The organism is Paenibacillus sp. Marseille-Q7038, from assembly GCF_965111595.1.
In genome coordinates this window covers 455,925-471,870 of the sequence record NZ_CBCOOM010000002.1, presented here as the reverse complement: position 1 = coordinate 471,870, position 15,946 = coordinate 455,925, and the positions used below count along the sequence as shown (strand labels likewise).

The window sequence follows — 15,946 nt, the reverse complement described above, 5'->3', positions numbered from 1 at the left end:
CCTGTACGATGTCGAAGTTGTATGCTATAAAATTTATTCTGGTATATAAGGAAGATCCAGTGTCTTCGGAACGTTGATGACATGCTTTTCTGTATAAGTGCGGATACCTTCCACGCCGTATTCACGGCCAATACCAGACTGCTTGAAGCCACCGAAAGGGAACCGAACGTCGAGCCCCTGCACAGCAGCTGTATTGATCATCGTCGTTCCAGCTTCGAGTTTACGTGCGACGGAGATGGCATCCTTTTCTTTCCCCCACACAGAACTCGTCAATCCATATATACTTTCATTGTGTAGATGAATAACCTGCTCTTCATCGTCAAATGGCAGAATCGGCACCGTAGGTCCAAACTGTTCCTCCACCACAATCGGATCATGAACATCGCAACCTAAAACAAGCGTAGGTTGTAGGTAGTAACCTTGGTCAAACAGCTTCTGATCAAGAATTTGACCGAGAGGAATGACCTTAGCCCCGCGCTTTTGCGCATCTTCAACCAAACCAAGCACGTAATTTTTCTGCTTCAGGTTATTAACCGGGCCTACCGTCGTATTTGAATCAAATGGATCACCAATTCGAATCCAGCGATTTGCCGCCTCTATATATTTTTCCACAAACTCATCATATATAGAACGGTGTACATACACACGTTTGGCAATCATACAGATCTGGCCTGCTGTCAAGAAATTAGAAATGACAATCCGGCGCATTGCTCGCTCATCATGAACATCAAAGCTTTCCAAGAAGATAGCCGCATCATTACCACCAAGCTCAAGCGTCATATCCTTAATCGTTTCCGAAGCAGCTTTGATAATATGCTTAGCTGTTGCTGTTCCACCTGTAAAGGCGATTTTAGTAACATAAGGATTACTAGTCAGTTCAACGCCTACATCCGTATCACCATGAACGACATTGATTACACCAGCCGGGAACTCACTCGCAATAATTTCTGCCACTTTAGCTGCCGCCAGTGGCGCAAATGGGCTTGGTTTAAGCACAATGGTGTTGCCCGCAAGTAAGGCAGGAGCGATCTTAATCGTAGATAGAGCAATGGGATAGTTCCATGGACTAATCGCTGCCACCACACCAATTGAATCATAGGAAAGAATCGTTTTGCCATTCTCATGCTCTTTGATCTCTTCCTGTAGAGCCGATTTAGCTTCATTACAAGCAAACTCCATCCATATTAACGAAACATAAATTTCACCGTGTGCATCATACAGGGGCTTGCCATGCTCTCTAGACAGCAAATGCACAATTTCATTCTCAGCTGCTCTAATCTTCTCGATCGCCTTGCGCATCATAATAATGCGTTCATCAATGGAGGTCTGCTTCCATGTTTTAAAAGCCCCTGCCGCCGCTTCAATCGCTTCAACCGCTTGTTCTTTCGTAGTGACAGGGAAATAGCCTACGATCTCAGTTGGGTTTGTCGGATTCTCTTTTGCTAACTGCGAAAGGGATTTTACATTTTGACCATTAATTAACGCTTCAACTATAATTGTCTCTTGGCCTGCTTGTATCGTCATTTTACATCCCCTCCGTATTTAGATGGATTAATTCCAAACTTCTTCTGCGATTTCCTTAACATAACGAAGTTTACGCCATTGTTGTTCTTCCGTTAAAATATTGCCTTCTTCTGTAGACGAAAAGCCACATTGTGGGCTCAAACAAAGTTGCTCAAGTGGTACATAGGTTGCCGCCTCTGCAATCCGAGCTTTAATTTGTTCTTTATCCTCTAATTCGCCTGTTTTCGATGTGAGTAAACCAAGCACGATTTTCAAATCTTTTCGATTCACATACTTTAATGGCTCGAAACCACCTGAGCGCTCATCATCAAATTCTAAAAATAATCCATCTACGTTTAAGCCTCCAAAGATAACTTCAGAAGCGTAATCATAACTACCCGTTGAGAAATAGTTCGATTTATAGTTACCACGACAAATATGCATAGTCACAACTAAATCTGCCGGTTTATGAGACAAGGATTCATTAATCATTCGCTGCATCGTTTTCAATTCTTCTGCCGGTTCTAGACCTTTAGCACGTAGCTTATCGTGACCAGCTTCTGAGAATAGGTCTGCCCAAGCTGTATCATCTAATTGCAGGTACCGACATCCGGCATCATAGAAGGCTTGAATGGCTTTTTGATACGCCGCAATAGTATCCTGAAGGAATTGCTCTCTGTCCTTATATATATTGACGTCATTCTCCAATCGATATAGAAGCATGTTTGGACTTGGAATGGTCTGTTTCGCCACTGCGTCACCTGCATGCTTTCTCAAAAACTCAAAATCCTGAACAAAGGGATGACTCGAGAAATCAACTTTACCAACAACACGAATCCCACCCTTGCGAGTTTGCATATTATGAAATTTCGGTCCGTCTATTTGCTCATACAACTCTACGCCATCCAAGCCGCCCAGAAAGTCAAAATGCCACCAGCTTCTGCGGAATTCACCATCAGTAACTGCCAATACGCCATTTTCTTTTTGCTTTTCAATAATTCGAATAATCTCTTTATCTTCCACAGCTCTTAATTCCTCATATGTGATGTTGCCTAATTTATATTGTTCACGTGCCTGACTTAAATCTGCAGGGCGTAGAAAGCTACCTACATGATCATTACGAAATGGTATCATAACTATTTCTCCTTCTAACTTTTTAGTCTAATGAGTATAGCATGATGAAAAGGAATGCTTGTTATATGAAAAAAGCATAGCTAGTCATAGCTTTTAACAATAGCTAAAAGACTTTAATACGCAAAAATCCACAACCTCCTATGGTAGGGATTTAGGGTGGAGCGAGGAGCAGGGGTCATAATGATAACTTCATTATGTTTATGCTCATCCTTGGATCTCTCAAAGTATTTTATATCATAAATATTACTACTATTTATGGTACGGTTTACCGCGCTGCCTGTAACGGCAAGTAAAAAGCCGCCCAAGCACTGGACGGCTCCATTGTGTTTGTTTAATTGTTTTAGCTGAAAAAGGGTGATACCAAAGTCATACCGTCTAAACCCATTTCACTTAAATTACCAAAGTTAAAAACAAAATAGATTAAGCAAAGCGGCTTTGCTTAATCTATTGGAACCAAGAATTCAATGACATACGCTTACCATTTAAACTGAAACTGATATTCTCCACTAACATAAAAAACTCCCAATGTCCTCTTGTGTAAACATATCCTCGTTTTCATATAAAATGATAAAATGTGTTACTCATAAGTTCTGCTAAATGCTTTCGATCTTTAGGTTTGATTGTGGTGACAGTACCTGGGGATTACTCCTGCCGCGAACTTCGCCCTACTTGTGATATGGTTCCCCCCGGTTAATCTTCACTGCACGGTAAATCTGCTCCACGAGCACCAGACGCATGAGCTGATGCGGCAAAGTCATTCGCCCGAAGCTCAGACGCTGCTGTGCACGCCGAAGCACCGCATTCGACAACCCATTACTACCGCCAATCACAAAGACGATATGACTTGTCCCATAAGTACCGAGCTTATCGATCTCCGCAGCTAAATCTTCCGAACTCCACAGATGACCATCAAGTGCTAACGCAATCACGTGGGCATCGCCTTTAATATGACCAAGGATCTTCTCCCCTTCACGGTCCTTCACATTCTGAATCTCCGCATCACTCATGTTTTCAGGAGCTTTTTCATCCGGCACTTCAATCACCTGGAACTTGATATATGGTGCAAGGCGTTTTGCATACTCCTGGATTCCCTGTACTAAATATTTCTCTTTTAATTTCCCTACACTAATAATTTGAATGAACATATTCTGCATACCTCCTATATAACACGGCTATTTACCGTTATGTAATGACACCACTGCTTTTTTACACCCTTACTCATCTTCTTATCTCACTGAACCATCTAAGTTATATACAAGCAAAAAGAGCGTAAACTTCACGCTCTCCCCATGTTTACTATTCAACTATATCCGTGCGAAGTATGAACCTCTTACACCACTAGGAACTCCGCGTTGTTATCACATTCTGAGCACTTTACCGGCGGGTCCCAGTCGGAGAATTCGGTTTCTTTCAAATCTACAATATCGGGTGCATCCTCGAATTCATCAACAAACTGGTCAATGGCATGCTCCACATGATCTTTACATACGGTGTACATTCACTCAAGCATCCTTTCTGTCTTTACCCTTCTTACGGCTGTCCTTATGCTTCGAGACAAATGCCCTCACATATGGACATGCTCCTTCTCTTGTTCTACCATACCTGCGCGTGAAAAGAAACCCTTTATCCTTTTTATCCCCTAACAATTGAGTAGAATAGGACTTTTCATCGTTATCCTTACTTCTGCCTGTGTTTATCCTTCCCAGATCGAGTAACTTGCCATGCATCATAAGCAAATAAAAAACGGCTTTCACCTACCCGGGGAAAACCGTTTTTCGCTCTGCTGCTATTCTTCAGGTTTATCTGTAAGCTTCGTGGAAACTTCCGTCAGTTTCCCATCACGATAAAAGTTTATTTTGAGTTCATCGCCAATTTTCTTCTTCTCATACAGGTGCTTACGCAGTTCGAGGGTTGATTTAATTTTCTTTCCATCGAACTCTATGATTACGTCATTCATCTTAAGCCCTGCTTCTTCCGCTGGACCGGATGATTCGAGCACGATTACGCCTTCCTCAACAGAATCCGGCAGTTTCATCTCTTCCCGCTGTTCTTTATCAAGCGGAGCGTAAGGACTGGTTAAATCTACGGTGTAGACGCCGAGATAAGGACGAGATACTTTTCCATCCACCATCAGATCATCGACAATTGTCATCACATCATGCGTTGGAATCGCAAACCCAAGCCCTTCTACACCAGTATCCGCAATCTTCATTGTATTAATACCAACTAAATTCCCTTCTAAATCAACCAGGGCACCACCGCTGTTCCCTTCATTAATGGCAGCATCCGTCTGTATGACGGACTGTTCCCAGTCATACACTCCGTCTTGGTTAATGGAGACCGGAATCTCACGGTCAATATAGCTTACAATCCCTCTTGTCATCGTACCGCCAAGTCCCAATGGATTTCCGATGGCGAGTACAGTTTGACCTCTGCGTAGATTGGTAGAATCTCCAAGCTCTACTGCTGTATTAATTCCGCTGCTATCGATGGCTAGCACAGCAATATCACTGATTCGGTCCTTACCGATCAGTTCTGCTTTTTTGGATACACCATCTACGGTTACTGCTTCTAGATTTTCACCACTATCGACAACATGATGATTGGTCATGATATATGCTTTTTTACCTTCAATTTTAAAAATAACGCCCGACCCTAAAGCCGAATCCGAAATTTTAGAACCTTCAACCTCTTTATGACTCACAATACTTACTACAGCCGGACGAACTTTATCTCCCGCTTGCATGATTTGTGTCTCGTAAGAGTCAGTTCCTCCGCTTGCATAAGAACTTTGTCCGGCAAAAGCCATCTGTGTATTTCCTGGATATACAATCCACGCAAATAAAGTCACAGATACAATGGCGCTGATCACCGAGCTGATTACAACAACCTGAATCATTGAAAAAGTGGAAGTTTCGGCATTCTTTACGGTTTTCGGCCACCATCTTTTGCGGCTGACTCTAATTCGGTTTGGAAGATTTCCGGTCCGTTTTGATACTTTGGTGGAATAAAACTCATCGTCAAACAATCCCATTGGATTCTCTCCCCTCGTATCACTTGCATCAAGACCGTTTACTGCCTTAATACGTGCTTATTTCTCTATTCACATGAATGGTTATCTATAAAAATGCCTACAGGTCTCATATCTTCTCTACTATAGTTAACACATATGAAACGAAAAAGTTTCGAAAAAGGGTGAGAAATCAGTCCCTATTACATATATCACCATCATTTTACCGCTTTAAGCGCGGCAACGTAAATGGATTAGAAACCCCATTTTTTGTTCCGTACAAGCCGGTTAAACAAGGTCTTTATTCCCAAATTTATACCAAGATAAAACTCCACAAAAAAGCTTTTTTAGCATAGCATGACCTTTACTTCTCAAGAAACAAGAAAAAACAGGAATGTTTTTGCCCCTGTCTGACTACAATACAATTAAGAGCTTACTAGACTCACATGAAAGATTCATATGATTGGCTGCTCAAATCAGAAGGAGGTATCACTATGAATCGTGTATACAGTGCTATGGAAGAGGTTGGTCTCGCGGCCAAATTAGCGGATCTCAAAGAAGAGCATTACCGCAACACGCTTGCTTTAAGTACGATCATTGAGCTGCTCATCGAAAAAAACATCCTTACCCGGGAAGAGGTAGAAAAAAAAGCTGCCGAGCTCGACAGCTTTATGGAGAGCTCACCTTATCCCACGGTGTAGGCCGGTCATAATACGTCTCACAAAGTTGGAATTCGCTATCCTTATAGAAGCATCCTCGTTCTTCCATGGCATTTCGTACCGTAAGTTTGGCGAGTTCCATCATATTATGATCACGGCTCAAATGAGCCAAATATACACGTTTCGTAATTCCGTTCATCAGTTCACTAAGGGCAGCACCTGCTGCTTCATTAGATAGGTGACCAAGGTCGCCCATAATCCGTCTTTTGGTATTCCATGGGTATCGTCCCATTCGCAGCATATCAATATCATGATTTGCTTCTAGAACCATAACATCTGCATCTGAGATCGCATCGCGAACTTTATCACTCATGTAGCCAAGGTCGGTCGCCACACTAAGTTTCTCTTTACCATCATAGAAAGAGTAGCCTACAGGCTCTGCTGCATCATGAGAGATCCCAAACGACTCCACGCGAAGTGACTTAAACTCTTTTACCTCTCCGCTCTCCATAATTCGAATGTTTTCCTCGGCGATCTTACCAATCGATTTTTGCATCGCTTTCCACGTATTCGTGTTCGCATAAATCGGTAAATTATATTTCCTTGCCACCGCACCAAGACCCCGAATATGGTCTGAATGTTCATGTGTAACTAAAATTCCGTCAAGTTGTGAACCCAGCATGTCCCGTTCTAGCATTAATTCATCGATTCGCTTCGCACTGAGTCCTGCATCTATTAATAAAGCCGTATCATCATTACGAACGACTGTCGCATTCCCCGTCGAACCACTCGACAACACGGTAAAACGTATCCCCATAACTCATTACTCCTCCGGTTTTTCTGTCTTCGGACTAATCACCTCTCCGCTGATGCCCTGAACATAATAGGTCTGCCCGCCTTCGAGCACAAATCTCCACGCAGGGGCTGCCACTTGGCTGTCCGAGTTAAACTCCTCACCATAATATCCAAGCGTGATATCCTGTACGACCGCTTCATTCGGTAAAAAGAGCTCGACCAGCGTGCCAAGGGCCTTGGAAGCCGGAAGCACTTGCTGTTCTTCTTCGAATGTTGACATCTCAATCGGTGATTGCCGGTAAGCTGTTATTTTCTGATTCGAATAATATAACTCTAGATTCACATGAAATAGAGGCCATTTTTGTTCCGCAAGCGGATGTAAAATAAATCGGTCTGAAGCATCCAGATTCGCAAGCGGGTCAAGTTTATACTGATCGATATCTGGAATTTCCTTTTTCAGCGCAGCCACCATTTCTTTTTCAGAAAACACAAGTTTACTATCAATAGGCTGATCAAGCTGCACGATTCCCGCTGCCTTGTCCCCCTTAAGATAGCGGTAGGTCAGCTTTGGCATAACAGGTGTGTCGCTTGGAATGGGCGCAAGAATCTGAATTCCCTTCTCTTCCATCAGTCGCTGTGTACTGTCACCAAGAGAAGTATAGTCAAGACTTGAGCCGGCCGATTCCCGTGCATCAACCCACAACTGATAACCCAGAACCAGGTTCAGCAGCAGAAAAGCATATATTAATACATTCTTGGCACGGCCAAAGTCCATCTTTTCACCTCATTTCATTATAGACCACCTGCACAGGCCAGTCCAAGGGTTAACCACTTTTTACTTTGTCTCAAGCATCTTTACTTCCCCTGTACTCAGTTTAATAGTCCACACAGGAACCAGTTTCATTCCTGCCTCCGTTGGCAGTGGATGATAAGCTGGGTATACACTAACCACCTCAGTATCTCCAGCGGCTTCTTTAATCTGCTGTTCAAGCTCTTCCCCATAAGGAAGCTCTACCATCTGCTTATCGGTCTCTTCTCCCTCTCTTAAATAGAGCAGGGAACGCTCATAAGTAGCAACAGACTCCTTCTGCACATCAAGATACATATGCTCAAATCCATATTGCGGCAGATCCAAGATCTGATAGCTCTCATAATAGGGAAGCAAATTAATCTCGGTACTTTGATCCTCCGTATCGATTGTAAGCCGGTAGGTCCCGTTAAAACCGCCATATTGATTCACAAAATCAACCGCTGCAAGAACGTCCTTTGTCCGGTCTACTTCACTCGTCAGCACAGCCGCAGGGTCATTATAGCTGATCCAGCGCTGGTTATATTTCACTTGTAAACTTCGCTTGCTATCTGTATAAATTTCCGATCCATCTTTCTCTTGAATATTTCGCGTCATACTCGGGTCGAAGAATAGACTTCGCTGCATCTGTTCCACTGTATACTGACCTGTTGGAATCTCTACTTGGAGTACTTCGAGTGGTTCCTCTGGAATATAGTATCCAGCCTCTGTCAGCCGATAAGGAGTCCAACCTGTCCCAAAATCAACATGTTGCAACACATCCTGCACCGTTAAATCGACATCCGACGCTTCATAAACGACATCCCCCCGTGCGCTGAAGAACAGCGCATGTACCTTCGGGTCTTTATCAGTAGTATAGATCCAAATCTTATGAATCGTTTCCGCCTGAAAAAGAGAATCCGCATCAAGCTGCATAACCCGCTGTAATAGAGATACGGGTATACCGCCATCAAATGACAACTCAATGCCCGGATGCTTCTTCTTCAGTTCCTCCCAATCGGCAGAATCTACGCTCTGTCTTTCAAAGTTACCGAAATTACGGCCTTGGAGCCGTGAATAGATGAGTTGATAAAAGGTAGATTCGGGATAAAAAAGCGTATGTTTATCTTTTCCCATATGAATAATCATCTGATCAGGAAATAATAGATTCTCCACTCGCTGTTCCTGACCCATATTCTCGGTCTTAATGTAGTTTGATTCACTATTCACGATGGAATAACTTCCAGGCAGACGGTAAATAAGAAAATAGCTCTGAACAAGACTGGCTGTGATCAGCAGTACTAATACCGTGTTTTTCAGTCCTTCCTTCATGAATAGCCCCCCTCTTCCTGTACAAGAGGCAGAATGAACGTAACTCTTGTTCCTTTTCCAAACTCAGACTCAAGTTCAATATCCCCGCCATGTGCTTTGACGATTTCCCGGGCAATCGATAAACCTAGACCGGTACCACCCATACTGCGGGCTCTTCCCTTTTCAACACGATAGAATCTTTCGAAGATGCGTTCAATATCTTTTTTAGGAATGCCGATCCCGGTATCCTCAACCGATATGGCCACCCCTTTTTCGGCAAGGGAAGCAGACAAGGTGACACTTCCTCCCTCATTCGAGTATTTGAGGGCATTGGATACTAGATTATCGAGAAGCTGATCTATTTGATCCCGATCAATCGGTACTTCTGGAACTCCCCGCTCTACAATGACCGCAATACTCATCTGTTTCTGCTGCATTTGGAATGAGAAGCGATCAGCTACCTCTTCCAGTACATCAATGATCGGAGTAAGCTGCTTACGGAGCGGGGCTTCATTGGAATCAAGCCGTGACAGATGGAGGAGATCCGTAACCAGTCTAATCATCCGCTCCGTTTCATTCTGGATTACCCCAACAAAACGTCCTCCTAGTTCAGGATCTTCAATTGCCCCATCATCGAGTGCTTCTGCATAACTTTTAATCGTTGTCAGCGGAGTTCTCAGCTCATGAGACACATTAGCCACAAACTCACGCCGCGATGCTTCCAGCTCTTCCTGCTCTGTCACATCCTGCAGCACAATAATGGTACCTGTTCCGCCATGTCCTCGCCGATGGACGGGGGTAAATGTCACTCGAATCACGAGTGATCCATCCTGACCATGCGGGTGGATTTGCAAAAGCGTAGAAGCTGTAATGCCGCTCAGCATCGTTTCAGCTTCCTCCACATCAAGACCGAGCAGAACAGCAAAGTGTCTTCCGGTCATCGCAGATTCTTCAACACCCAGCATGAGACTCGCACGCTTATTCACGAGAATAATACGTCCAAGTTCATCGGTAGCGACAACCCCGTCACTCATATTAGCAAGAATAGAGGACAGCTTTTCTTTTTCCTCTTCGTTCTCAGATAGTGCCGTTCGTAAGCGGCTTGTCATATAATTAAAAGCTTTACTGAGCTGACCAATCTCATCTGTACCATGTACTGGCATTTTGGTGCGGAAATCTCCTTCCGCTACGGCATTCGCTTTTCGTGTTAGTTCCTTAATCGGGGCTGTAATGGTATGTGATAGAATGACACCAAGCACAGCGGTCAGACCAAGTGCGATCATAACTCCTGATATAAAAATATTATTGATCCGCTCCATGGTTGTATATAATTCGTTCATCGAAGCTGCAATATAGACAGCACCGACGATTTTCCCTCCGGAGGAGACAGGCTTGGCTACTACTTTTTTACGTACATTATCTTCATCAATCACATTTTCTTCATTATCCCGAATCCCTTGCAGTGCACGGCTGACCACGGTTTGTGTATTTTTACGACCTATGTAATTGTTGTGCGAGCTAAGGGTTGTCGTCAGCACCCGACCACTTGCATCAAGCACCTGAATCTCTGCCCCGCTAATATTAAAAAGATTGTTTACCAGTGTTCCTAGACTTTCCGTTCGTTCTTCACCGGCATCACCGTCTCCTGTTACGAGGGTCTCCGCTACAAGTACAGACAGCATTTCTGCACGTGCGTGCAAATCTTCTGTAAAGTTGCTGGTCAGCGACGTCTTCATCGCACTAACAAAGTAGACACCAATCAGCTGCATTGCTACCAGAATGAGAAGTACGTATACAATAATCAGTTTGGCTTGGACCGTACGAAAAAAAGAAGTCCACTTCATCTACAAAACTCCGCTCTTTGAACCTCGTATCAAATAACCGAGTCCCCTGCGTGTCACAATCGTTTCCGGCTTGCTTGGATTTTCTTCAATCTTCTCTCTCAGGCGCCGAATCGTTACATCTACTGTCCGCACATCGCCAAAATACTCAAACCCCCATACCGCCTGCAGCAAATGTTCTCTCGTCATCACTTTGCCTGCATTTTTGGCCATATAATAGAGCAGTTCATATTCGCGGTGAGTCAGATCAAGCGGTGCTCCGCCCTTATAAGCCGTGTACATATCGGTATCAAAATAAAGGTCATGTAGCTTCAGTCCCTGCTGTTCCTCTGCAGAAGAAGAATCGGCCTTAATCTGTGGTTTCTGCTGTCTGCGCATCTGTGCTTTTACTCGGGCCAGCAGTTCTCTTGTGCTAAATGGTTTCGTAACATAATCGTCCGCTCCCAGTTCAAGCCCTAACACTTTATCGATCTCCGAATCTTTAGCAGTGAGCATAATAATGCGGGTCTCAAGCTGTGCCCTTACTTCCCGGCACACATCCATTCCGTCCTTACCTGGGAGCATCAAATCCAGCAAAATTAGATCCGGTTGTTCAGACAATGCAAGTTCCACAGCCTGTATGCCGTCAAAGGCACAAGTAACCTGATATCCCTCTTTCTCAAGGTTGAATTTAAGGATATCTGCGATTGGTTGTTCATCATCCACTACGAGAATCTTTCCTTGCATACAATCGCTCCGCTCCAACGTTTATTTTGTGAAAAAGACCTCGGTCTCATATATCAGCTTAATACGATCTATTTTAACACACCTAAACCGGCAGATTCACTAGGTGAAAAGGTCTCCTTTCCCATGAAAAAAAGCATGATCTGTCTCTATACAGACCATGCTTTCCTATTTTACGGCAGATATTTCAATGGATTCTGAGCAACGCTGTCTTTTTTAATCTCAAAATGAAGGTGTGTACCTGTCGAGCGTCCGGTATTTCCCATCACACCGATGATTTCACCCTTCTCAATAATCTGGCCTACCTTCACATCGATGCTGTCTAGGTGTCCATACAACGTTTCGTAGCCATTACGGTGATTAATAATCACGACGTTTCCGTATCCGCTCTGCTGCCCGGCAAAAGTAACGACTCCTTCGTCCGATGCTTTAATAGAACGTTCCCCAATAAGGTCGATTCCTTTATGTTGTCTGCCCCAGCGCTGTCCAAAACTGCTGCTTATGACAGCATTCGATACAGGCCAGGTAAACACACCAGTGCCTTCCCCTGTAACTTTCGTTCCCTGTATTACTATCTCCGTTACCGAAGCTTCCAACACTTCTTGTCCAAGCCACTCTTCTTTAACGACTTCCCCATTTTCTTTGGTGATTCGGTAGCTGACTTGTTTTCGCCCTGTTTTTCCTTCACGAACGACTTTGGTCACTCCTGATTTAAGTTCGTCGCTTTTGCGAACCTCTACCTCTGGTTCGGTAATGACTTCTTCAACAACATGTTCTACCGTTGTTACCGTAAGTGCTGGTCTCAGTGCAAGAAGAGTAATCTGCTGTCCGACCTTGATGAAGTCATTTTTAATGTCTGGGTTAAGGGATCGAATCTCAGCTAGTGTCATTTGGTAACTCTTCGCTATGGAGGACAAGGTGTCTCCTTCTTTAACTTGATAAGAAAACTCTTCTTCCATTCCTTCGGTTAGAAGCTTTATCGCTTCCTCATCCGTTAACACTTTATTCGGGTCAACTGCCACTTCTTTGACTGCTACTTCTTCCTTAAGCTGTATAGAAGCGAGTCTAACCTGCTCTTCTTTGGTCTCCGCCGTCTCTTCTTCTTCAGATGAAGTAAAAGCAGCCACCGATCTCACTTTTAACCCAGTATCCGAAGAATCAGCCTTTGCCTCGGCCGGAATATACATCTCTTTTACGCGCTCCAGAATCTGATCTGCTGTTTCTTGATCTTTTACAATCGCGATCACTTTGTCTCCTACTTTAAGTTCAGCGCCTTCTGCATAAGCAGTAATCATCCCACTTAGCTTAGCCAGCGTTTCTTCTGCAGTAATGCTTACCGGCTTACTCGTACGTATCTTCTTGAGCGAGATCGCCTCTGTATTCAGTTTCATATCAACATCAGGATATTTCTTCTCATATTCCTGTTTCTTCTGATCGTATAAAGTGAGCAGCTCTTCTTCATTAGATAGGGTACCAATTAGCTCATCCTTCACATATACGTTGTAATACGGAGTCGTGAGTAACTGATGACCTGCAAATCCTACAGATATCATCATAAAAAAACCTGCTGCCGTAAGTAAAAACCATTTGCGCGGTTTCATAAAAAACTTCTTAGCTAGGGAAGCTGGTGTATTCGTGTTGTCTTTCGAACTGCTCATGATTCTCTCCTTTATTGTTACACGCCTTAGGTATGATGGTTATCGTCACCGGTGTATTATTAGTTATTTATGACATACTTATGAGTCATTTCATTTAATTTCATAGCTGAACTTCATATTTGTGTAAAAGTGTCAAAATTTTAACCTTTTATACACTTGTATACTCTACCATAGGTTTTCCTCCCCTAGCAACACGGGAAAACATGCCAAAAACCCGCGACAAGCGCGGGTTTCCTGAACTTTACTCTATTGTTCTGGCGTCAATATGGCCATAAGCTGCTTATATTCATCTTCTGTGAGGTACTTCGCTATTACCTGTTCCATATCTTGCAATTCTTGTTCTGTGATGCCGTTTTCCATATTACTCGCTATCACTTGCATCTCATCTGTTGGTATTTTATTCATTAGCAGATCAAAGACCTCTGTCTTTTCTTCATTTGGAATGGTGTCCTTATATTCTGCCATATCATCAGGTGACATAATCACAGGGTCTTCTGGTTCCTTTGGAATTTCAGTACCTTCATCGGGGTTTTCCACCAAGTTAGGAGCTGAATCCTTCTCACCACTCGAATTTTCAGGTGAATTATTATCGATCTGCTTTTCTGCTACCCTATCAGGCGTTTTTTTCTGCTCATCTGTACTTTTACTCGTATTGCTAGAGTTCATCCCTATAACATCCTGAAAAATAGAAGTTAGGCCTGTCGGCTGTCCCTCCCATGCGATATTAAAACTAGTTAGCAGAGATTTTACATAAGATTGCACAATAAGACCTGTTGTCAGCAAAGTAAGTGTACTTACCAGCATGACCGTTATCACTATTTTTCCGCACCATTTCAGCCATCTCATGATTAAATGCCTCCTACTGATTAATCCACTCCTCCGATCTACTCTTAGTAGAAATAGGAATTATAGAAGTGTATAGAATCAGTATTGACGCATGTGGCTCTATTCTATCCTTATTTTTTTATTTTTTACTAGGATCCAAGAATAACCATACTTCTGAACAAAAAAAGCCCTCCACTTCATCTGCCCTATTGAAAGGTAGATGGAAGCCGAGAGCTTCTATTCAGATTACCCACTCGCCCTATTTCTAGGCAAAGCAAGTGTTCTATTTTATACTATTCGTAAATTGGCAGAATCTGATTGGTTTGTTCACGGTTACGACCAACGGAGAAAATGGCAATTGGAATTCCTGTCAGTTCAGACACACGGGTTACATAATTGCGTGTCGTTTCGGGAAGGTCCTCTAATGTCTTAGCTGACGTAATATCTTCACTCCAGCCTGGCATCTCTTCATATACGGCTTCACATTCAGCCAGCATTTTCAGGCTAGCCGGATAATGAGTAATGAATTCACCACGATATTTATATCCTACGCAGATTTTCACAGTATCAAGGCCTGTAAGTACATCTAAAGAGTTCAAGGATAATCCAGTGATTCCGCTGACACGGCGCGCATGACGTACAACAACCGTATCAAACCAACCCACACGGCGTGCACGGCCTGTTACCGTACCATACTCATGACCTTTTTCACGAATATAGTCGCCGACTTCGTTGTTAAGTTCCGTTGGGAAAGGTCCATCACCAACACGAGTCGTATACGATTTCGCTACACCAATAACCTCATTGATCTTAGAAGGTCCTACACCTGAACCAATACATACACCGCCAGCAGACGGGTTAGAAGAGGTTACATATGGATATGTGCCTTGGTCAATATCCAGCATTACCCCTTGTGCTCCTTCAAACAATACCCGTTTGTTCTCATCAATTGCATTGTTAAGAACAACAGATGTATCTGTTACATAAGGACGAATAAATTCAGCGTATTCTAGGTACTGCTTCAGAATTTCTTCTACATCAAGCGGATCTCCACCGTACACTTGCTGAATTACTTGGTTTTTCTCCTTAACCATGTGACGAAGTTTCAGTTCGAAATCCTCAGCATCCATCAAGTCTGCAATTCGGATTCCGGTACGAGCTGCTTTGTCCATATAAGCCGGACCAATACCTTTACGTGTGGTACCAATTTTATTTGGACCTTTGCGATCTTCCTCAAGTTCATCGAGAACCATATGATAGGGCAAGATGACATGAGCACGATCACTAATCACTAAGTTCTTCGTAGAGAATCCATTATCATGAATGTACGTTATTTCTTTTATAAGCGCCTCCGGGTTTACAACCATACCATTCCCAATGACACACGTTTTATCTTCATAAAAAACACCGGATGGAATCAAGCTAAGCTTATATTTCTTATCGTCAATCAGGATCGTATGACCTGCATTATTACCTCCTTGGTAGCGAGCTACAACGTCTGCGCTTTCTGCCAAATAATCGGTAATCTTGCCTTTGCCTTCGTCTCCCCATTGTGTTCCCACAACGACTACTGTTGACATATTCATTCCCCCGTAAATGTAAATTACAAACCTGTTTATTATATTCACTTGGCATTGTTGTCTTCATTCATATCTGTCCATGAACAATTCATAAAACGATAGCGTAATAAAAAACTACGT

General features: G+C 43.2%; 14 protein-coding genes. 1 reads left to right on the top strand and 13 read right to left on the bottom strand.

Features of this window, described 5'->3' with window-relative positions; all coding sequences use genetic code 11:
• Nucleotides 1-33 precede the first annotated feature (33 nt).
• The 5 genes from ACWPWY_RS19420 to ACWPWY_RS19400 form a co-directional block, all read right to left on the bottom strand.
• On the bottom strand, nt 34-1,524 hold the full coding sequence (locus tag ACWPWY_RS19420; protein WP_454193264.1) for an aldehyde dehydrogenase family protein: 1,491 nt from the start codon (nt 1,522-1,524) through the stop codon (nt 34-36).
• A gap of 27 nt (nt 1,525-1,551) precedes the next feature.
• A complete protein-coding gene (locus tag ACWPWY_RS19415) occupies nt 1,552-2,637 on the bottom strand; it encodes a 5-methyltetrahydropteroyltriglutamate--homocysteine S-methyltransferase (RefSeq protein WP_454193263.1) in 1,086 nt (361 codons plus the stop codon).
• Nucleotides 2,638-3,302: 665 nt separating this feature from the next.
• Nucleotides 3,303-3,782 (bottom strand): 23S rRNA (pseudouridine(1915)-N(3))-methyltransferase RlmH, encoded by a 480-nt coding sequence (gene rlmH, locus ACWPWY_RS19410; RefSeq protein ID WP_454193262.1) that lies wholly within the window; start codon nt 3,780-3,782, stop codon nt 3,303-3,305.
• Nucleotides 3,783-3,967: 185 nt separating this feature from the next.
• Entirely contained in the window at nt 3,968-4,135 is a 168-nt protein-coding gene (locus tag ACWPWY_RS19405; RefSeq protein WP_160035581.1) for a CxxH/CxxC protein, read from the bottom strand.
• A gap of 288 nt (nt 4,136-4,423) precedes the next feature.
• Nucleotides 4,424-5,671: a S1C family serine protease gene (locus ACWPWY_RS19400; RefSeq protein ID WP_454193261.1), complete on the bottom strand. Its 1,248-nt coding sequence runs from the start codon at nt 5,669-5,671 to the stop codon at nt 4,424-4,426.
• Between the two features lie 470 nt (nt 5,672-6,141).
• Here ACWPWY_RS19400 and ACWPWY_RS19395 point away from each other — a divergent pair, with 470 nt between their 5' ends.
• Nucleotides 6,142-6,348 (top strand): hypothetical protein, encoded by a 207-nt coding sequence (locus ACWPWY_RS19395; RefSeq protein WP_454193260.1) that lies wholly within the window; start codon nt 6,142-6,144, stop codon nt 6,346-6,348.
• Here ACWPWY_RS19395 and ACWPWY_RS19390 read toward each other — a convergent pair.
• The 8 genes from ACWPWY_RS19390 to ACWPWY_RS19355 form a co-directional block, all read right to left on the bottom strand.
• The gene (locus ACWPWY_RS19390) at nt 6,317-7,123 is read right to left on the bottom strand and encodes an MBL fold metallo-hydrolase (RefSeq protein WP_191802426.1); all 807 of its coding nucleotides are present in this window, start codon (nt 7,121-7,123) and stop codon (nt 6,317-6,319) included. The genes ACWPWY_RS19395 and ACWPWY_RS19390 overlap by 32 nt on opposite strands.
• A 6-nt stretch (nt 7,124-7,129) precedes the next feature.
• Nucleotides 7,130-7,876: a two-component system regulatory protein YycI gene (gene yycI / locus ACWPWY_RS19385; RefSeq protein ID WP_454193259.1), complete on the bottom strand. Its 747-nt coding sequence runs from the start codon at nt 7,874-7,876 to the stop codon at nt 7,130-7,132.
• 60 nt (nt 7,877-7,936) lie between these two features.
• The gene (locus tag ACWPWY_RS19380; protein WP_454193258.1) at nt 7,937-9,220 is read right to left on the bottom strand and encodes a YycH family regulatory protein; all 1,284 of its coding nucleotides are present in this window, start codon (nt 9,218-9,220) and stop codon (nt 7,937-7,939) included.
• The gene (gene walK, locus ACWPWY_RS19375) at nt 9,217-11,043 is read right to left on the bottom strand and encodes a cell wall metabolism sensor histidine kinase WalK (protein ID WP_454193257.1); all 1,827 of its coding nucleotides are present in this window, start codon (nt 11,041-11,043) and stop codon (nt 9,217-9,219) included. Before walK ends, ACWPWY_RS19380 begins: the two co-directional genes overlap by 4 nt.
• Nucleotides 11,044-11,766 carry a response regulator YycF gene (gene yycF / locus ACWPWY_RS19370; protein WP_454193256.1) on the bottom strand — a complete coding sequence of 241 codons (723 nt, stop codon included), beginning with the start codon at nt 11,764-11,766 and terminating at the stop codon, nt 11,044-11,046.
• 170 nt (nt 11,767-11,936) lie between these two features.
• Nucleotides 11,937-13,421: a peptidoglycan DD-metalloendopeptidase family protein gene (locus ACWPWY_RS19365; protein ID WP_454193255.1), complete on the bottom strand. Its 1,485-nt coding sequence runs from the start codon at nt 13,419-13,421 to the stop codon at nt 11,937-11,939.
• Nucleotides 13,422-13,667: 246 nt separating this feature from the next.
• A complete protein-coding gene (locus ACWPWY_RS19360) occupies nt 13,668-14,267 on the bottom strand; it encodes a hypothetical protein (RefSeq protein ID WP_454193254.1) in 600 nt (199 codons plus the stop codon).
• 272 nt (nt 14,268-14,539) lie between these two features.
• Nucleotides 14,540-15,826: an adenylosuccinate synthase gene (locus ACWPWY_RS19355; protein ID WP_454193253.1), complete on the bottom strand. Its 1,287-nt coding sequence runs from the start codon at nt 15,824-15,826 to the stop codon at nt 14,540-14,542.
• Nucleotides 15,827-15,946: the final 120 nt, after the last annotated feature.